Raw genomic sequence first — 18,704 nt, forward strand, 5'->3', positions numbered from 1 at the left:
ATCACCCGTGAAGACTATCGCCGCAAGACTTCTCGCGCTGTTCGTCTTCCTGGGCGTCGCCTTCCCGGCCTTTGCCGAGGAATTCATCCGCTCCTACCACTCCGTCGTCGAGGTGGCGGCGGATGGCAAGCTGACGGTGACGGAAACCATTACCGCTCGTGCCGAAGGCCAGAACATCAAGCGCGGCATCTTCCGCGATTTTCCGCTTTATGCGCTGGATGCGAACAACCGCCGCACCAGGGTGGATTTCAACGTCGTATCCGTGGAGCGCGATGGTGCGCCGGAGAGCTGGCGCACCGAAAATATCGATGGCGGCATCCGCATCTATACGGGCAGCGCCGAGCGTTTTCTGCCGACCGGCGAACACATCTTCCAGATCACCTACACCACCGCCCGGCAAATCCGCTTTTTCAGCGATTATGACGAGCTGACCTGGAACGTCACCGGCAATGGCTGGCAATTCCCGATGGGCGAGATTTCCGCGACCATCACGCTGCCACAGGGCGTAAAAGCCACGGATACAGCCGTCTTTACCGGCCCTCTCGGTGCGAAAGGCAAGGACGCCCGCATCCTCAGCGAAGGCAACGAGGTGTTCTTCGCCTCCACGCGCCCGTTTTCGGTGGGCGAGGGCATGACGGTTGCCGTCAAGCTGCCCAAGGGTGCGATTGCCGTGCCTGATGCATCTGAGGAGGCGGGTTGGTGGCTGCGGGATAATATGGCCATCCTGCTTTCCGGCGGCGGGCTATTTGTCGTGCTGCTTTATTATCTGCGGGCATGGTTTGCGGTGGGCCGCGATCCGGCCCGCGGCGTGGTCGTGCCGCGCTGGGATGCGCCGGAGGGACTTTCTCCGGCTCTGGTCAATTATGTCGATAACAGGGGTTTTTCCGGCGCGGGCTGGACGGCGCTCTCCGCTACCGCGCTTGATCTTGCGGTGAAGGGGTTCGTCGTTCTGGAAGATTTGAAGAATTCCATTGTCATCAGGCGCACGGAAAAGGCGACCGCTGCCGATCTGCCGACCGGCCAGAAAACGCTGCTTTCCTCTATCGGCGGTCCGGGTGAGACGCTGATCATCGACAAGGCCCATGGGGCGGAGGTCGAAAAGGTCGGAACGCAGTTCCGCGCGGCGATAGAGAAGGAACATCGCGGCAAATATTACCGCAGTAACGCCGGTTACACGGTGTTCGGTATCATGTTCAGCATTGCCATCATCGTCGCGACGCTGGTATTTGGCGATCTCGATGAGAACGCCATTGTCGCCGTGGTGATATTCGGTTTCTTTGGCTTCTTCTTCAGCGTCCTGTCGATTGGCATAGGCCGGCAATTTTCGCGTGGCGCGCCGTTGCGCAAGCGTATCGGCGGCATCGTCATGCTGGCCTTTGCCGGTTTCGTGGCTTTTTCGGTCATCGGCGGCATCGCATCGCAAATCCTGCTGGACGTGACGCATGATACAAAATCGCTGGCGCTGGCCGCCATCGGCGGCATCATTCTCACCAATGCGCTGTTCCTGTTCCTGATGGGCGCGCCGACGCCGCTCGGCCGCAAGCTGATGGATGGCATTGAAGGCCTCCGAACCTATCTGACGCTCGCCGAAAACGACCGGATGAACATGGCGGGCGCGCCGGCCATGTCGCCGCAACATTTCGAAACGCTGTTGCCCTATGCCGTGGCGCTTGGCGTCGAAAAACCCTGGAGCCGTACCTTCGAGACCTGGCTCGCAACCGCCGCCGCCGGTGCCGCCGCGGCAAGTTATGCGCCCGGCTGGTACCTGGGCAGCAATTACGGCAGCTTTGGCGACAGGATCGGTGGATTTTCCACCTCCATGGCCAGTACAATCGCCTCCACCATTCCCCAGCCTGTCAGTTCGTCCAACTCCAGCTTTTCGAGCGGCGGTGGCGGCGGTTCGTCGGGTTCCGGCGGCGGCGGGGGCGGTGGTGGCGGCTGGTAACGCCTGCAGGCGGTAATTTAACCGATAGCTGGTGACTTTTGCCGCTGGTCTTGCTAAGTCCGCGACACTCTTTTGCAACAGATTAAAGTCCTTATCCCATGCCCGATCTTCTGCTTGAACTTCGCTCCGAGGAAATCCCCGCCCGCATGCAGCGCAAGGCGGCGGGCGATCTGAAGAAACTCGTCACCGATGCGCTTGTGGAGAGAGGGCTGACCTATGAGGGGGGGCGCGAATATTGGACGCCGCGCCGCCTCACGCTGGATATTCGCGGCCTCAACGCCCGCTCCGCCGATGTGCGCGAGGAAAAGAAGGGCCCGCGCACCGATGCCAATGAAAAGGCCATCGAGGGCTTTCTGCGCGGTGCCGGCCTGAACGATATCTCGGAAGCGCAGGTCGTTTCCGATCCGAAGAAGGGCGATTTCTACATCGCCATCATCAACAAGCCCGGCCGCCCGGCGGAAGAGATCATCGCCGAGGTGATGCCCGGCATCATCCGCTCCTTCCCCTGGCCGAAATCCATGCGCTCCGGCCCGGCCTCCATGCCCAAGGGTTCCAGCTATGCCGGCATCGAAGGCAAGGGTTCGGAAAGCCTGCGCTGGGTGCGCCCGCTGCAGTCCATCGTCTGCCTGTTCGGCCCCGAACATGACGAAACCCAGATCATTCCCTTCGTGATCGATGGCATCGTCGCCGGCAACATCACCTATGGCCACCGTTTCCACGCGCCCGGCCCGATCACCGTGCGCCGTTTCGAGGATTATGTCTCGAACCTTGAAAAGGCGAAGGTCATTCTCGATGCCGATCGCCGCAAGGATATCATCCTGCACGATGCCAAGGATCTAGCCTTCGCCAACGGTCTTGAGCTGGTGGAAGACGAAGGCCTGCTGGAAGAAGTCTCCGGCCTCGTCGAATGGCCGCAGGTGCTGATGGGTACTTTCGAGGAGGATTATCTGCAAATCCCGGCGGAAATCATCCGGCTGACCATCAAGACCAACCAGAAGTGTTTCGTTACCCGCAATCAGGGTGCGGAAGAGGGCCTTTCCAACCGCTTCATCCTGATCTCGAACATCGAGGCAAGTGACGGCGGCAAGGAAATCATCCATGGCAACGGCAAGGTCGTGCGCGCGCGTCTTTCGGATGCCCGCCATTTCTGGAACCGCGATCAGGGCGATCTGCCCGATCTGGAAACACTCAAAGATTCGGCCGCAAAATTCGACCTCGATCTGAAAAAGCCGCTCGACCAGCGTATGGCAAAGCTCGATGCGCTTGATGTCACCTTCCATGCCAAGCTCGGCACGCAGGGTGAACGTGTGGCCCGCATCCGCGAACTGGCAAAGGCGCTGGCCCCCGTCGTCGGCGCGGATGAAGCGCTGGTGGACCGCGCGGTGGTGCTGGCCAAGGCCGACCTGCGCACCGAGGCCGTCGGCGAATTCCCCGAGCTTCAGGGCCTGATGGGCCGCAAATATGCGATGCTGCAGGGCGAAAACGAAAGCGTCGCTGCCGCCATCGAAGACCACTACAAGCCGCAAGGCCCATCGGACCGCCTACCGGCCGACAAGGTGGCGATCACGGTCGCTCTCGCCGACAAGCTCGATACGCTCGTCGGCTTCTGGGCCATCGATGAGAAGCCGACGGGTTCGAAGGACCCTTTCGCGCTGCGCCGTGCGGCACTGGGCGTGGTGAGGATTATTCTGGAGCGGAATGTGCGGCTTCCGCTTGGAAGACTGTTCGAACTGCATGCGATCGAGATAGTCGGGCGACGCTTTGAGGCCGTTGCAGAAGAAGGCAAAAGTACGCTTGTCGCCGCAGTAGAGCAGTATCCAGAGTATCTAAGAGATAAGGCTGATATTTCGAAACTCGTAAGATACTCGCCAACCTCTGCAAGAGACGTTGGTAATGAAGATATTAGGGCTGACCTTCTCTCCTTCTTCCACGACCGCCTGAAGGTCTATCTGCGCGATCTCGGCGCCCGTTATGACCTGATCGACGCCGTCCTCACACCGGAATCCGATGATCTCCTGATGATCGCCCGCCGGGTCGAGGCGCTCACCGCCTTTATTACCGGTGAAGATGGCAGGAACCTTCTGGCAGGCGCCAAGCGCGCCACGCAGCTTCTGGCCGCCGAGGAAAAGAAGGGCACCGTGGTGGCCGATGGCGTCTCGGAAGAGCTCTTGAAGCTCGACGCCGAAAAGGCGCTTTACGCCGCGATCAAGACCGCCTCTGCCGATGCCGCAAAGGCCGTCGAGGGTGAGGATTTCCGCTCCGCCATGCAGGCGCTTTCGACGCTGCGCGCGCCCGTCGACAAGTTCTTCGAGGATGTGCTCGTCAATGACGAAGATGCGGCCATCCGCGCCAATCGTCTGGCGCTGTTGAAGGCCATTCGCGAGGCGACCGGCACGGTTGCGGATTTCTCGAAGATCACGGGGTGAGGGGTTTGGGTTGACTAGGTATGTCAGCGTGCTTGGTTCACCCCCCTCTGTCCTGCCGGACATCTCCCCCTCAAGGGGGGAGATCGACCAGTCGCGACCTCTTAGCCACATTGAACGTTTCGGGAAGAGCGGGGAGCATGCCTCTCGCCGATCTCCCCCCTTGAGGGGGAGATGCCTGGCAGGGCAGAGGGGGGTAAGCCACGGTCTCGACTCCCGCAGGATGAGCTCCCATTGACCCACACACCTCCCAAAATCCTCATCAGCGCCTGCCTCCTCGGCCAGCCCGTCCGCTATGACGGCAAAGGCAAACCTCTATCCCACCCGGCAATCGAACGCTGGCGGAAGGAGGGCAGGCTGGTGACTATCTGTCCGGAAATGGCGGGCGGCATGCCCGTGCCGCGCCCGCCGGCGGAAATCGAGAAGGGGGCCTCCGGTCTCGATGTGCTGGAAGGCCGCGCCCGGGCGCTGGAAGTGAGCGGCGGCGATGTCACGGCGGAATTTATTGCCGGTGCGGAAAAGGCACTGGCCTTCGCCAAGGCCAATGGCTGCACCCACGCGCTGCTGATCGACGGCAGTCCGTCCTGCGGATCGGTTGCGATTTACGATGGCTCGTTCTCCGGCATCAAACACGCAGGCAATGGTGTGACGGCGGCGCTGCTCGAAAAAGCCGGTATTGCGGTCTTTTCCCCGGCCGATATCGATCGGCTCGATGCGCTAACCCCTTGAAACAAAAGCGCCGGAGTTTCCCCCGGCGTCGTTGTTCATCCATAGCCTCGGGGCGTATCACCCCGCCATGCGCATCTCGCGCGCCATGCCGTGCAGCTGATGGCCGGAGGAGACGCGGAAGCCGCGGATGAGGTTCAGCAGCTCTTCAGTATCCACCGCCAGCGCTTCCGCTGAAGCCGTGGTCTCTTCCGCCATCGCCGCATTGTGCTGGGTGGCGACATCGAGTTGGTTCAGCGACGTGGAGATCGAACGCAGGGTCGTATCCTGTTCGGCGGCCGAATGGGCGATCTTGCTGACGATCTCGTTGGCGGATTTGATCTGGTCCGAGATGCGTTTCAGCGCGTCGCCAGCCTCGCCGACAAGGCGAACGCCGTTTTCCACCTGGGCGGAAGAGCGGGCGATCTGGTCCTTGATCTCCTTGGCGGCGGCGGCGGATTTCTGCGCCAGTTCGCGCACTTCCTGCGCCACCACGGCAAAACCCTTGCCCGCTTCGCCCGCACGAGCTGCTTCCACGCCGGCATTCAGCGCCAGAAGGTTGGTCTGGAAGGCGATGACGTCGATCACGCCGATGATGTTGGAAATCTGGTCGGAGGATTGTTCGATACCGCTCATCGCCGTGATCGCTTCTTCCACCACCCGGTCGCTGCGCGTCGCTTCCGAGCTGACGGTGGTGACACGTTTGGCGGCGTCAGCCGCACCTTCCGCCGTCTGGCGCACCGCAACCGTCAGTTCATCGAGAGCCGCGGAGGTTTCCTCCAGATTTGCGGCCTGCCGTTCGGTGCGCTGCGAAAGCTCGTTCGAAGCCTTGCGGATTTCGTCCTTCGAGCCGCCAATATCGATGCTCTTGGTGTTCACCTTGGCCATGGCGGCATCGAGATGCGTCAGCGCCTCATTGAAATTGTCGCGCAGCGCCGCATAACGGTTGCCGAGATCGCCGCAGCGCACGGTCAGATCACCACCGGCCAGCTTCTCCAGCGCTTCGCCGATCGTGGCGACGACCCGCGCCTGCAAGGCGGCCTCGTCGCGCTGCATGTCGAGATTGTTCTGGCGCTCGGCATCGAGCTGCTGCTGCTGCTCTTCCTCACGGCGCTGCATGGCATGGCGCTCGCGCACCTTGTCCTGAAGCGAGGCGGTGGCCTTGGCCATCATGCCCACTTCGTTGGTGAGGCCGGTATGGGGAATGGCGAGCGAGACGTTCTCATTGGCAACTTCGCCGAGTGCACGGTGAATGTCGCCGAGCGGTTTCGAAATGCCACGGATGACGTAGAAAGCAGCGGCAAGCGCCAGCACGAAGATGAGCGCGCCGATCGACAGCGCCTTTATCACCTCGCCCCGAACCTGCGCGTTCAGATCGTCGATGTAAACGCCGGTCACGACCACCACCTGCCAGGGCTCGAAGGCAAGCGCGTAGGAGCTCTTGGCGTAGTCATTGCCTTCCATGCCGGGCTTCGGACCGTAGAAATCCGTCTGCCCGCCGCCATTGCGACCAAGCCGCACCAGCTCGTCACGATAGGCAAAGCCCTTGCTGTCGGGCTTGCCCTTGTAGTTTTCTCCGACCCGCTTCGCATCGGGATGGAATTTCATCGTCACGTCGTAGTCGTAACCGAAGAGATAGCCATCGGGGGTGAAGCGCATGGCGCTGACGGTCGCGTAAGCCTGTTTCATGGCCTCGTCGCGCGAAAGCGTCCCGGCCTTTTCCTTGTCATGGAAGGATTGCAGGATGGAGATTGCGGATTGCACCTGCGTCCGCAGCATGCCGTAGCGTTCCTCATAGATCGCATCGGTGGCGGATTTCAGCTGGTAGAAGGTCGCCGCGCCGAATGCGGCCATCAGGGCCACCACGAGAACGATCAGTTGACGGGAAATGGAAAGGTTCTTCATGGGCGCTCACAAGGTTTGGGATCGCGCGTGGTGAAACGCCGCGCGGTACCGATGTTTCGGAGAGGGGAGAGGCGCATGATGCGCGATGAAAGGGCCGAAGCGACTGCCCGCGCTATGGCCTTTTTCTGTGCTGCATTGCACTATAAATCCACTTAGCGGCCAAAAATTTGAATAAATATTTAATTAGCGAAGGCTTTATCAGGTTGGGCTGACAGAATAAGCGGCGGAGAAAGTAATATTCCCCGCATGGTTGCGGCATTGCTTGGAAAATGCAGCGAAAGCGCGATTATTTGACGTTTGTCATCAAAAGCGCCACTGGCGGATCAGTTGCCGCGCAACTGGAAGTCCGGGAACTGGGGCGTGTCGATCACCGAGGCGTTGGCCGGCTTGGATGCATTGTCGCTGGCGATTGCCTTGACGGCTGCCGTGGTCGCCGTCACGTCGATGCCGGCCGGCGTTGACGCCGTTTCAGCGGGATGTGCCTCGGGTGCCGCGTCGTCATAGGTGGCGATGGCGGTGCCGGAGGGGTCCGTCATCCATGCGGGATTGGTGCTGACGAAGGTGACCGGCGCACCGCCAAGCCAGGCTTCGGTGCGCACCAGCGTGCGTTTGCCATCGACCTCGTGCATTTCAGTGTGCTGCGTGCCCGGCTCGATGGATGGAACGGCATAACCCTGCGCTGCGGGTTTGTTTTTCAGCGGCTGGCAGCCGGCACAGTTCAGGCGAACGAAGCTGCCATTGGTGACATGCACGTCATTGATATATTCGATGGAGGACGCCATCGCCGACCCGCTGGTCAGCACGACAATCGCTGTCAGAAAAAGACGCTGCATCGAAACCCCCGAAAAGATGGCGCGGCCTCGCAATCGAGACACAATGCACCATGCAATAATGGGGCAAGTATTACCGGTCTTTCGTTTCCATCGGGTCAGCAAACTTGGTAAAAATTGAACGAAATAGTCGCTGCCGAGCCCATCTGCTTTAAGGATCAGGCCTTTTCGCGGGCAATGGCCTGCCAGCCGATATCGCGGCGGCAGAAGCCGTTTTCCCATTCAACCTTGTCGGCCAGCGCATAGGCGCGCGCCTGCGCTTCCGTCACGTTTCTGCCAAAGGCGGTGACATTAAGCACACGGCCGCCGGTCGCAACGAGTTTGCCGTCCTTCAACGCAGTCCCGGCATGGAACACCTTGGCTTCTTCGCTGGCCTCGGGAATATGGGCGATCGGCGTGTTCTTGTCGTAGGCGCCGGGATAACCCTTGGAAGCGAGAACCACGGTCAGCGCCGCATCGTCGCGCCATTCCGCCTGCACCTTTTCCAGCGTGCCGGTGGCCGTGGCGTAGAGGATCGGCAAAAGGTCACTTCTGAGGCGCATCATCAGCACCTGGCATTCGGGATCGCCGAAGCGAACATTGTATTCGATCAGTTCCGGACCCTTGGCGGTAATCATCAGGCCCGCGAAGAACACGCCGGAGAAAGGATTTCCATCCTTGGCCATGCCTGAGATCGTCGGCTCGATGATTTCCTTCATGGTGCGCTCCACCATGGCTGGTGTCATGACAGGGGCGGGGGAGTAAGCACCCATGCCGCCGGTATTCGGGCCGGTATCGCCATCGCCGACACGCTTGTGATCCTGCGCGGTCGCGAGCGCCAGCGCCGTTTTACCATCCGAAAGGCAGAAGAAGCTCGCTTCCTCGCCGTCGAGGAAGGCTTCCACCACCACCTCAGTGCCGGCCGTGCCGAAAGCACCGTCGAAACAGTCATCTATGGCGGCAAGCGCTTCGGCTTCGGTCATGGCCACGGTCACGCCCTTGCCGGCGGCAAGCCCATCCGCCTTGATAACGATCGGCGCGCCCTGTGCACGGACATAGTCCTTGGCAGGTTCCGCCGCCTTGAAACGCTGATAAGCTCCGGTCGGAATATCGTAACGGGCGCAAAGGTCCTTCGTGAAGCCCTTGGAACCCTCAAGCTGGGCGGCGGCCTTCGAAGGTCCGAAAGTGGCGATGCCGGCGGCGCGCAGATCGTCCGCCAAACCCGCGACCAGCGGTGCTTCCGGGCCGATGACGACGAAGTCGATTGCTTTTTCCTTCGCGAAAGCGATGACGGCAGCATGATCTTCCACGTCGAGCGAAACGAGTGTCGCATGGTCGGCGATGCCGGGATTGCCGGGTGCGGCATAAAGCGCGTCGATGAGGGGAGACTGGGCGATTTTCCACGCCAGCGCATGTTCGCGTCCGCCGGAACCGATCAACAGAACTTTCATGGTCAATACCCCTGCAAATTCGCCAGTAACCTTGTGGCACGGGCGTTAAGGGCAGGGGGGCGAAAGGTCAAGGAGAAAGCGCCGCAAATGCCTGTCTTTCCCTTGAACTCAGCCTTTCCTGTGGAATCGTGGATACCTCTTGTTGTCACGCCACAATCAGACATTATGTTCGCCGCTCCAGACGCCACAGCAGAGAACCCCATGACCGCAGACAATGCCCGCCTCGCCTCGCTCATAGCCTCCGAAATCAATGCCCGCCCCGATCAGGTAAAGGCGGCGGTGGCCTTGCTGGACGAGGGCGCGACCGTGCCCTTCATCGCCCGCTACCGCAAGGAAGTGACCGGCGGTCTCGATGACACCCAGCTTCGAACGCTGGCGGAACGCCTCGTCTATCTGCGCGAACTCAATGCGCGCCGCGCCTCCATCGTCGATTCCATCACCGGCCAGGGCAAGATGACCGACGAGCTGATGGTCAAGATCATGCAGGCGGGCACCAAGGCTGAGCTGGAAGACCTCTATCTGCCCTATAAGCCGAAACGCCGCACCCGCGCGGAAATCGCCCGCGAACGCGGTCTCGGCCCGCTCGCCGAAGCCATCTGGGAAAACCGCGCTGCCGATCCGGCTAAACTGGCGGAGGCCTATGTGCAGGGTGAGGTGGTCGATGTGAAGGCGGCGCTCGAGGGCGCGCGCGATATCGTTGCCGAAACCATGACGGAAAATGCCGATCTTCTCGGCCGCCTGCGCGATTACATGCGCCAGAACGCTACTTTCCGCGCCAAAGTCGTGGATGGCAAACAGGCGACGGGCGAGAAGTTTTCCGATTATTTCGACCATTCCGAGCGCTGGGCAACGGTGCCGGGCCACCGGGCACTCGCCATGCTGCGGGGCTGGAACGAAGAAATTCTCACACTGACGATCGATGTCGATGCGGATGATCCCTCGCCGGTGAAGCCGTCGCAGCGCACCATTGCTGCCGCTTTCGATATCCGCAGTGCCGGACTTGCCGATCAATGGCTGATGGAGGTGGCGGGCTGGACCTGGCGCGTGAAGCTTTCCATGTCGCTGTCGCTCGATCTGATGCGCGAGTTGCGCGAGCGGGCGGAAGAAGAGGCGATCAATGTCTTTGCCCGCAATCTGAAGGATCTGCTGCTGGCTGCGCCTGCAGGTTCCCGTGCCACCATGGGTCTCGATCCCGGCATCCGCACCGGCGTGAAGGTCGCGATCGTGGATGGCACCGGCAAGTTGCTGGATACCAGCACGGTCTATCCATTCCCGCCCAAGAACGATGTTCGCGGCACGCAGGCCGAACTCGCCTCGCTGATCCGCAAACACAATGTCGAACTCATCGCCATCGGCAACGGCACGGGCAGCCGTGAAACCGAAAAGCTGGTGGCCGATCTTCTGGCACAGCTGCCGGCTTCCGCTTCCGGCGCAAAGCCCACCAAGGTCATCGTCTCGGAAGCCGGCGCGTCGGTCTATTCCGCTTCGGAACGGGCGGCAGCCGAATTCCCCAATCTCGACGTGTCGCTGCGCGGCGCCGTCTCCATCGCCCGGCGTCTTCAGGACCCGCTGGCGGAACTGGTGAAGATCGAGCCGAAATCCATCGGCGTCGGTCAGTACCAGCACGATGTCGATCAAGGCCGCCTCAGCCGCTCGCTCGATGCTGTCGTGGAAGATGCGGTGAATGCCGTCGGCGTCGATCTCAACACGGCCTCGTCGCCGCTTCTGGCGCGGGTCTCCGGTCTTGGCAGCTCGATTGCCGATGCCATCGTTGCCCATCGTGACCGGACCGGTCCTTTCGCCAGCCGCAAGGAATTGCTGAAAGTGCCGCGGCTTGGCCAGCGCACCTTCGAACAATGCGCCGGCTTCCTGCGTATTCCGAACGGCAAGGAACCGCTGGATTCCTCCTCGGTGCACCCGGAGGCCTATGGCGTGGCAAAGAAGATCGTCGCCGCCTGCGGCCGTGATCTGCGTTCGCTGATGGGGGACAGCGCCGCGCTGAAGGCGCTTGATCCGAAGCGCTTCATCGACGAGCAGTTCGGCCTGCCGACCGTCAAAGACATCATCGCCGAACTGGAAAAACCCGGTCGCGACCCACGCCCGAGCTTCAAGACCGCGACCTTTGCCGATGGTGTGGATGAGATCACCGATCTGAAACCTGGCATGCTTCTGGAGGGCACCGTCACCAATGTCGCCGCTTTCGGCGCTTTCGTGGATATCGGCGTGCATCAGGATGGCCTCGTGCATGTCTCGCAGCTCGCCGACCGTTTCGTGAAGGACCCGCATGAGGTCGTCAAGGCGGGCGACGTCGTCAAGGTGCGAGTCGTGGAAGTGGATGTGAAGCGTAAGCGCATCGGGCTGACCATGCGTAAGGATGGCGGTGAGGCAGTGCCGCAGCCGATGCGTGAAAAGAACAATGCGGGCGCCATGCGCCACGCGACAGCCAAGCCGAAAGAACGCAACGAGGGGTCGCAATCCGGTGGTGCTCTCGCCGCCGCTTTGGCCGAAGCCATGAAGCGACGCTGACCTCTGGTTGAATTGTTTTTTGACAAAAAAGCCCCGCCGGACACGCCGGTGGGGCTTTTTGCTTGATGAAATCGTTCAATTTTTTTGAAATAAGACTATCTTGAAACTTGTGCTGAAAGGAATACGGTCAGCAAAATTGATAAGTGAGACTTAGCAATTGGGGGTGCCATGGCGTCGTCTCTGCATGTTCTTCTCGAAAAGATAATCAAGATCGGTGATCTCACCGTCAACAGCCCGGGCGGTAGCCGCACATTTGGCGACGGCACGGGAAAAAAAGTGGTTCTGAATTTTACTGACGAAGCCGCCATGCAGGAGATTGCCGCCGATCCGGCGCTCAAGCTCGCTGAAATGTACATGGAAGGCCGGGCGAAGGTCGCGGAAGGCGACATTTACGATTTCCTGGCGCTGGTGAAGGGCAATACGCTGAGCGAGGCGTTGTCCTTCGGCATGGTCTGGCGTGGCATGGCCCGCATCATCGCCGCCCGCATCAAGATGCGTCTGCCGGTCAATCACAACAAGAGCAATGTCGCCCATCACTACGATCTGAGCGCCAAGCTGTTCGATCTCTTCCTCGACGAGGACTGGCAATATTCCTGTGCCTATTTCAATCCGCCTGATATCGGCCTCTATGAGGCGCAGGTTGCGAAAAAGCGGCACATTGCCGCCAAGCTGATGACCGAACCGGGCCAGAGCGTTCTGGAAATCGGCTCCGGCTGGGGTGGCATGGCGATGTATATCGCCGAAAGCGCCGGTGCCGATGTGACCGGCATCACGCTCAGCGAAGAACAGCTGCGCGTCTCGCGCGACCGCGCGGCAAAGCGTGGGCTTGCCGGCAATGTTCGCTTCGAATTGCAGGACTACCGTTACCTGCCGGCCTCGAAGAAATATGACCGCATCGTCTCCGTCGGCATGTTCGAACATGTCGGGCCGACCCATTATCGCGATTATTTCGACAAGGTAGCGGAGGTGCTGGACGACAAGGGCGTGATGGTGCTGCATTCCATCGGCCAACCCTATCCGGCGCTGGCGACCAATCCCTTCATCGAAAAATATATTTTCCCCGGCGGCTATATTCCTTCGCTCGCCGAGGTGCTGCCGGCGATCCAGAAGTCCGGGCTGCTGGTGAAGGATATCGAAATCCTGCCGATGCATTATGCGCATACGCTGCGGCATTGGCGGGAACGTTTCGTGGCGCGCAAGGCAGAGGCGGTCGCGCTTTACGACGAACGGTTCTTTCGCATGTGGGAGTTTTATCTGGCAGGCTCGGAAATGGCCTTCACCCACGAAAACTTCCATATTTTCCAGATACAGCTCGCCAAGGACCGCGATGCCGTGCCGCATAATCGCGATTATATCGCGCAGAACGAGGCAAAGCTGCTGGAGTTCGAAAAGACGCGCCCGCCACTGGAGAAGGTTTCCTTCTGACGCTGGAGGTATTCCCCTCCGTCCTACCGGCTCAAGGCCGGTATGACGGAGGGGAGCGCTGTACGTTTCTCCCCACGCTGGTTAATGGAATGGAAAGACAATCCCTCTAATTCTACGGGCACCTGTCTGTATTGCGTTTCTGGGGTTCTTTCATGTTCAAGCCATCAGCGGCCGTTGCCGCCTGTGTCCTGTCGCTTTTTGCCGTGGGTAATGCCCATGCTGAAGGCTGGTTTTCCGGCGACTGGTATCTGAAGCTCGGCGGCGCGGGTTTCACCGCACCGAAATATCAGGGCGACAACAAGAATGAATTCGGCTTTTCGCCCATCATTTCGCTTGGCCGTCAGGGGCAGGGTGCACGTTTCACCTCGCGCAACGACAGCGCCTCGATCTCGCTTCTGGACAATGGCCCGATCAGCATGGGTCTGGCCGGTAAGCTGGTTTCCCCGCGTGACGAAGGCGATTCGGCCGATCTGAAGGGCATGACCCGCATCAAGCGCGGCGGGGAGCTGGGCGGTTTCGCCGAAGCCTATCCGACCGACTGGCTGCGCATTCGCGGCGAAGCCCGTCAGGGCATCCGCAGCCACAGCGGCGTGGTGGCGGATCTCAACGCCGATGTCTTCACCGATATCGCTCCCGGTATTCAGGTGTCCGTCGGCCCGCGCGCGACCTGGGTCAGCAGCAAATATAACGAGCGCTATTATGGCGTTAGCGCCGCCCAGACGGCGGCTGGTGCGCCATCGCCCTATAGTCCGGGCGGCGGCCTGCATTCCGCCGGCGTTGGCGCAGCCATCACCTGGAAGGTCACCGAAAACGCGGAAGTTGGCTCGTTCGCGGAATATCGCCGCCTGATGGGCGATGCCGCCGACAGCTCGCTGGTGCGCGAACGCGGTTCGAAGAACCAGTTCATCGTCGGCGTTCAGGCCAGCTACAAGTTCAATTTCTCGCTGCCCTGAGGGGACGGGCGATAACCACATGCGAAGCCCCGTTGCGAAGCTGCAGCGGGGCTTTTTTGCATGCGGGCGGGATGCTGAAATCCATTCCGATTTTTTTGCCAATGCTGTAGAACCATCGCATGGTTCACCACAGCGATTTGTCAGACCGCGTTTCCGACGCGCCATCCAACAACTGGGTCTATCGGATTTTGCCGAGGCCCCTCTGGCCCTATGCGCAGCTGGCGCGGTGGGATCGTCCCATTGGCTGGCAATTGCTGATGTGGCCGTGTTTCTGGGCCGCAGCCCTTGCGGCGAATGCGGCGGTGGCGATGGGCGGCTTTTCTTGGGCCACGCTGATCTGGCATCTCGTGTTGTTCTTCATCGGATCGGTGGCGATGCGCGGCGCAGGCTGCACCTATAATGATCTCGCCGACCACAAGATCGACATGGCCGTGGCGCGCACCCGCTCGCGGCCGTTGCCATCGGGCCGGGTGAGCCGCGGGCAGGCCAAGCTCTTCATCGTGCTGCAGGCGCTTGCAGGGCTGGTCGTGCTTTTACAGTTCAACGGCTTCGCTGTTATCACCGGTATAGCGTCGCTCGTGTTTGTTGCGATCTATCCCTTCGCCAAGCGCTTTACCAACTGGCCGCAGTTTTTCCTCGGGCTCGCATTTTCCTGGGGTGCGCTGATGGGCTGGGCCGCGCAGTTCGGTTCTCTCGCCTGGCCGGCTGTCCTGCTTTATGTCGGCTCCATCGCTTGGACGATCGGTTATGATACAATCTACGCCCATCAGGACAAGGAAGACGACACGGCCGTGGGCATCGGCTCGACCGCGCTGCTGTTTGGAGAAAACACACATCGCTGGCTGGTTTTCCTTTATGGCACAGCCCTTGTCATGATTTTCCTGTCGTTCTGGACGGCGGGTGTTAACATTATTGCCTATAGTGGCCTTGCCGCTGCCGCCATCATGCTGTTCCGGCAGGTCTGGGTGCTCGATATCGACAACGTCGACCAATGCCTCGTGCTGTTCAAATCCAACAACCGTGTCGGCGTGCTGATTTTTGCCGGTCTCATCCTGCCGCTGCTGCTGGCGTAAGCTGCGGGAATAGGGAATACGAAAAAGCCCGGTCGCGTCATCCGCACCGGGCTTTTATGTTCTGGACTGAAGAAGATCAGCTGCGGGCGATGATTTCCTTGCCCTCGATCTTCATGCTCATGCCGAGCGAGCCGGTGGAGCGGCGAACGAGGAAGCGCGGGCGGCGATCCGCGAAATAGGAATGGCGACGGCGCGGGCGGGTATTCTGGGTTCGTACCTTGCCGAGATGTTCTTCCAGCGGGCGGGCAACGCCATCGGCTTCCACCATCAGCATGGGAATGCGGTAGGCCTCGGACCAGCTGCGCCAGTCGGCGGCGATATCGCAGAGATCGTGGGCGACCAGCAGCGGAACGCAGAGGTCCGGATCGTCATGGTGCAGTTCCAGCGTCACGGTGACCTGACCGTCGCCATGGTCGATGGCGCGGGCGGCAACACCCTTGAAGGCGCGGGCTGGCAAAGCGAAGGATAAAGGCAGGCCGGAAGAGGTGAGAACCTTTCTCAGAACGGCGCCCCGTTCATCGAGAGTGACGGCGACATCAGTCGCGCCATTGGCTTTTCCATAGGTGACCTGTTGCGGAAAACGTGCCGGGTCTAACCTGAGTGTGGCGACGGCCCAGTCGGGCTTCAGAACGGTCTTGGTCATGTTTATTCTACCCTTGTTTTACCTGAGAGCCGGTTTCCGGTCTTCTCATTGGGACTTTTCGTCCTCTGATGTCAGGAGAATATCCGCCGCCTGTTCGAGACTGCTTAAAAATCGCGGTTAAGAAAACTTTGCATTCCCAAATGGTTAGCAAAACCCACTGTGGCATGGTTTCGCTTAGGTAAAGCAGATCGAGACAATGCGATTTTTATCGCCGTCAAAACTGTGCTCTTTCAAGCTACGGGCAAGGCGCGTCATGCATAGTCCTGCCAAGGCTTGCCGTGTGTCCGGATGGGCGCGCGCGGGGTGGATTTAAAACCGGAGCTTCTGGTGTCCCGAGGGGATGCGCGGCGCTCCAGGGGGCATTCGGATGGTATCGACTTTTCTCAGCTACGACCTCATCAACCGCGATATGAAATCAAGCATTTCGCGCGTGTCGCAGCAGGGGCTCGTGGAGCGGCAGACGAAATATTACAAGGAGAACATCGGCAATGTGAAAAGCGTCGATGAGTTCCTCGGTAACTACCAGCTCTATTCCTATGCCATGGATGCCTTCGGTCTCGGCGAGATGACCTATGCCAAGGCCTTCATGAAAAAGGTGCTGGAAAGCGATCTGAACGACCAGAACAGTTTCGCCAACAAGCTGACCGACGAACGGTATCGCGAATTTGCCGCCTCCTTCAACTTCACGGCGTCGACGAAGACCGTCCAGACGGATGCGCAGCTCGACAAGATGATCGGTCTTTATGATACGTCGATCACCAATTTGAACGGCAGCCTTGCGGAAGAGACGCGTTATTACAAGGCGATCATTGGAACGGTGACGAATGCCGATCAGCTGCTGCGCAACGATCGGACGCGCGCCTATATCTTCCAGGTCTTCAACATCGATGAGAAGACCTATTCCTACGCCCATATCAAGGGATTGATGACGAGTGACGTCAACGATCCCAATAGCTACATCAACCAGAACTACGGCGCGGCCTATAACGACGCGGTCGAAAAGCTGACGATGAAGGGCAATATCGAACTGCATGCGCAGGTCACGGCCCGCATTACGGCGATTGATACCGACCTTGCCGGCACCGGTCTGACGGCCGAGGAGCGCACGAAGCTCGAGGCGGAAAAGGTGACCCGCCAGGACCAGCTGACCCAGCTTGAGGCCGTTCTGCCGCCAAAGGATCAATGGGACGCGAAGCTCGCGGCGATCAAGGCGGAGCAGACAACGCTGTCGAACGCCGTCACGCAATATAACAAGATGGCGCAGATCGCCAATGCTTTCGAATTCAAGAATGACGGTACGGTGGATGCCGGCGGGGCGCAGACGGCGGACAAACTGAAAGCCATCACGGACTCCTATATTGGCAGCGCACCGCGTGTGACACCGACCGTCGCCACGCTGAACCGCGATTATTTCGAATCGAAGATTGGTTCCATCACGACGGTAGAGGAACTGATGTCGGACGCGCGGCTTCTCAATTATGTCAGAACGGCCTTCGACCTGAATGACCTCACTATCGTGCCCGCAACGATCAAGAACATCCTCACCAGCGATCTCAGCGATCCGAACAATTACATCGCGATCATGGGCAAGAACGACAAACGTTACCTCGCCCTGAAAAACGCATTTAATTTTCTCCCAGATGGAACGCTTGCGGCCGGCACGACGCCCCAGACGACGAGCCAGACAGCCACGACCACCAGCGGTTACATGACCCACTATAACGATGCGGACGATGCTGCCGACGCAAAGGCGCTTTCGCTGTTCAAGAGCAGTATTGGCAAGGTCACGAGCGTCAATGATTTCCTCGGAACCAACGCCGTCTATACCTATGCGCTGAGAGCCGTCGGTCTCGATCCCGCCAAGGTCAACATCTCCGATATCCAGAGAGTGCTGACCAGCGACCTGCAGGATAAAAAGAGCTATGTTTATACGCTGAAGGACGACCGATACGTGAAGCTCGCCGAACTCTTCAACTTCACGAAGGACGGTTCGGTAGGTTCACCCATTCTGGCGCAGTCGGAAATCGAGCTGCAGACCATGTCGGCCGACTACATCAAGAAGAAATCGGCTTTCGGTACCGAAAAGGACAAAGAAGCCGCCCAGACTGAGGCGAAGTATTTCTCAGGCGAGATGCAGAAGATCAAGACGCTCAGTGAATTTCTGGCCAATGACCGCCTGACCAAATTCGCGATGGAATCGCTCGGTATCGACCCCAAGAGCGTCACCAAAGAGCAGCTGCAGAAAATCTTCACCTCGAACCTTGATGACAAGAACAGCTACGTCAACAAGGAGATGGACCCGGTCTTCCGTCGCCTTGTCACCGCCTTCAATTTCGACACGGAAGGCAAGCTCCTTCATGAAGACCGCAGTGCGATCCAGACCCGGCGCGGTCTCTATGAAACGCTCGACAATTATCTGACCCAGACCCTGGAATCGCAGGCCGGCGAAGAAAACGCCGGTGTGCGACTGGCGCTCTATTTCAAGCGCATGGCGGCCGGGACGACGTCCTATTATTCGATCCTTGCCGATACCGCGATCCAGAACTTCATCAAGACCACTTTCGGCATTCCGGACGAACTCGGCAATGCCAATGTCGATACGCAGGTGGCGATGATGAAGAAATACTTCGATATCAAGGATTTTCAGGATCCGGATAAGGTCAAGAAGCTGATTGCCCGTTTCACCATCATGTATGACAACAAGCAGAACGTCGCCGATCCGATCATGACGCTGTTTAATGGCAGCGGCTCGGCGGGTATCAGCGGCGACACGCTGCTGGCGGTCGCAACGCTCAGGGCACGATAGGCACACGAGAGAAAGGCAGGACTTGTCCGGCCTTCGAAAC

Annotated in this window: 12 protein-coding genes; 8 read left to right on the plus strand and 4 right to left on the minus strand. The window is 59.7% G+C overall.

The window, feature by feature from the left end; genetic code table 11:
- The first annotated feature begins 7 nt into the window (after positions 1 to 7).
- The 3 genes from GSF67_RS01785 to GSF67_RS01795 all read left to right on the plus strand — a co-directional run bounded on the left by GSF67_RS01785 (position 8) and on the right by GSF67_RS01795 (position 5,097).
- Positions 8 to 1,945, plus strand: a complete 1,938-nt coding sequence (locus GSF67_RS01785) for a DUF2207 domain-containing protein (protein WP_006313110.1) — start codon at positions 8 to 10, stop codon at positions 1,943 to 1,945.
- Between the two features lie 98 nt (positions 1,946 to 2,043).
- Positions 2,044 to 4,371 (plus strand): glycine--tRNA ligase subunit beta, encoded by a 2,328-nt coding sequence (gene glyS / locus GSF67_RS01790; RefSeq protein WP_006313111.1) that lies wholly within the window; start codon positions 2,044 to 2,046, stop codon positions 4,369 to 4,371.
- Between the two features lie 231 nt (positions 4,372 to 4,602).
- The gene (locus GSF67_RS01795) at positions 4,603 to 5,097 is read left to right on the plus strand and encodes a DUF523 domain-containing protein (RefSeq protein ID WP_006313112.1); all 495 of its coding nucleotides are present in this window, start codon (positions 4,603 to 4,605) and stop codon (positions 5,095 to 5,097) included.
- A 57-nt stretch (positions 5,098 to 5,154) separates the two neighbouring features.
- Here GSF67_RS01795 and GSF67_RS01800 read toward each other — a convergent pair whose 3' ends face one another.
- The 3 genes from GSF67_RS01800 to purD all read right to left on the minus strand — a co-directional run bounded on the left by GSF67_RS01800 (position 5,155) and on the right by purD (position 9,238).
- On the minus strand, positions 5,155 to 6,978 hold the full coding sequence (locus tag GSF67_RS01800; protein ID WP_006313113.1) for a methyl-accepting chemotaxis protein: 1,824 nt from the start codon (positions 6,976 to 6,978) through the stop codon (positions 5,155 to 5,157).
- A gap of 323 nt (positions 6,979 to 7,301) precedes the next feature.
- Complete coding sequence (locus GSF67_RS01805; protein ID WP_006313115.1) at positions 7,302 to 7,811, minus strand: plant virulence effector HPE1-like domain-containing protein; 510 nt, start codon at positions 7,809 to 7,811, stop codon at positions 7,302 to 7,304.
- Positions 7,812 to 7,966: 155 nt separating this feature from the next.
- Positions 7,967 to 9,238 (minus strand): phosphoribosylamine--glycine ligase, encoded by a 1,272-nt coding sequence (purD, locus tag GSF67_RS01810; protein ID WP_006313116.1) that lies wholly within the window; start codon positions 9,236 to 9,238, stop codon positions 7,967 to 7,969.
- A gap of 201 nt (positions 9,239 to 9,439) precedes the next feature.
- Between purD and GSF67_RS01815 the strand changes: the two genes are divergently transcribed.
- From GSF67_RS01815 to ubiA, 4 genes are all read left to right on the plus strand, one after another.
- Positions 9,440 to 11,764 carry a Tex family protein gene (locus GSF67_RS01815; RefSeq protein WP_006313117.1) on the plus strand — a complete coding sequence of 775 codons (2,325 nt, stop codon included), beginning with the start codon at positions 9,440 to 9,442 and terminating at the stop codon, positions 11,762 to 11,764.
- A gap of 168 nt (positions 11,765 to 11,932) precedes the next feature.
- Entirely contained in the window at positions 11,933 to 13,189 is a 1,257-nt protein-coding gene (locus tag GSF67_RS01820; protein ID WP_006313118.1) for a cyclopropane-fatty-acyl-phospholipid synthase family protein, read from the plus strand.
- A gap of 152 nt (positions 13,190 to 13,341) precedes the next feature.
- A complete protein-coding gene (locus GSF67_RS01825; protein WP_010971039.1) occupies positions 13,342 to 14,142 on the plus strand; it encodes a MipA/OmpV family protein in 801 nt (266 codons plus the stop codon).
- A 119-nt stretch (positions 14,143 to 14,261) separates the two neighbouring features.
- The gene (ubiA, locus tag GSF67_RS01830) at positions 14,262 to 15,215 is read left to right on the plus strand and encodes a 4-hydroxybenzoate octaprenyltransferase (protein WP_006313120.1); all 954 of its coding nucleotides are present in this window, start codon (positions 14,262 to 14,264) and stop codon (positions 15,213 to 15,215) included.
- Positions 15,216 to 15,291: 76 nt separating this feature from the next.
- Here ubiA and GSF67_RS01835 read toward each other — a convergent pair whose 3' ends face one another.
- The gene (locus tag GSF67_RS01835) at positions 15,292 to 15,858 is read right to left on the minus strand and encodes a DUF6101 family protein (protein WP_006313121.1); all 567 of its coding nucleotides are present in this window, start codon (positions 15,856 to 15,858) and stop codon (positions 15,292 to 15,294) included.
- A 367-nt stretch (positions 15,859 to 16,225) separates the two neighbouring features.
- Here GSF67_RS01835 and GSF67_RS01840 point away from each other — a divergent pair, with 367 nt between their 5' ends.
- Positions 16,226 to 18,664, plus strand: coding sequence for a DUF1217 domain-containing protein (locus tag GSF67_RS01840; RefSeq protein ID WP_006313122.1), 2,439 nt, complete (start codon positions 16,226 to 16,228; stop codon positions 18,662 to 18,664).
- Positions 18,665 to 18,704 lie beyond the last annotated feature (40 nt).

Origin of the sequence: Agrobacterium sp. CGMCC 11546 (genome assembly GCF_013365515.1) — a bacterium.
Taxonomy (GTDB): Bacteria; Pseudomonadota; Alphaproteobacteria; order Rhizobiales; family Rhizobiaceae; genus Agrobacterium; species Agrobacterium fabrum.

Coding starts and splice junctions, on each gene's coding strand:
- glyS (WP_006313111.1), top strand. CDS start 2,044: ATGCCCGATCTTCTGCTTGAACTTCGCTCCGAGGAAATCCCCGCCCGC.
- GSF67_RS01800 (WP_006313113.1), bottom strand. CDS start 6,978: ATGAAGAACCTTTCCATTTCCCGTCAACTGATCGTTCTCGTGGTGGCC.
- GSF67_RS01805 (WP_006313115.1), bottom strand. CDS start 7,811: ATGCAGCGTCTTTTTCTGACAGCGATTGTCGTGCTGACCAGCGGGTCG.
- purD (WP_006313116.1), bottom strand. CDS start 9,238: ATGAAAGTTCTGTTGATCGGTTCCGGCGGACGCGAACATGCGCTGGCG.
- GSF67_RS01815 (WP_006313117.1), top strand. CDS start 9,440: ATGACCGCAGACAATGCCCGCCTCGCCTCGCTCATAGCCTCCGAAATC.
- GSF67_RS01820 (WP_006313118.1), top strand. CDS start 11,933: ATGGCGTCGTCTCTGCATGTTCTTCTCGAAAAGATAATCAAGATCGGT.
- GSF67_RS01825 (WP_010971039.1), top strand. CDS start 13,342: ATGTTCAAGCCATCAGCGGCCGTTGCCGCCTGTGTCCTGTCGCTTTTT.
- ubiA (WP_006313120.1), top strand. CDS start 14,262: ATGGTTCACCACAGCGATTTGTCAGACCGCGTTTCCGACGCGCCATCC.
- GSF67_RS01835 (WP_006313121.1), bottom strand. CDS start 15,858: ATGACCAAGACCGTTCTGAAGCCCGACTGGGCCGTCGCCACACTCAGG.
- GSF67_RS01840 (WP_006313122.1), top strand. CDS start 16,226: ATGGTATCGACTTTTCTCAGCTACGACCTCATCAACCGCGATATGAAA.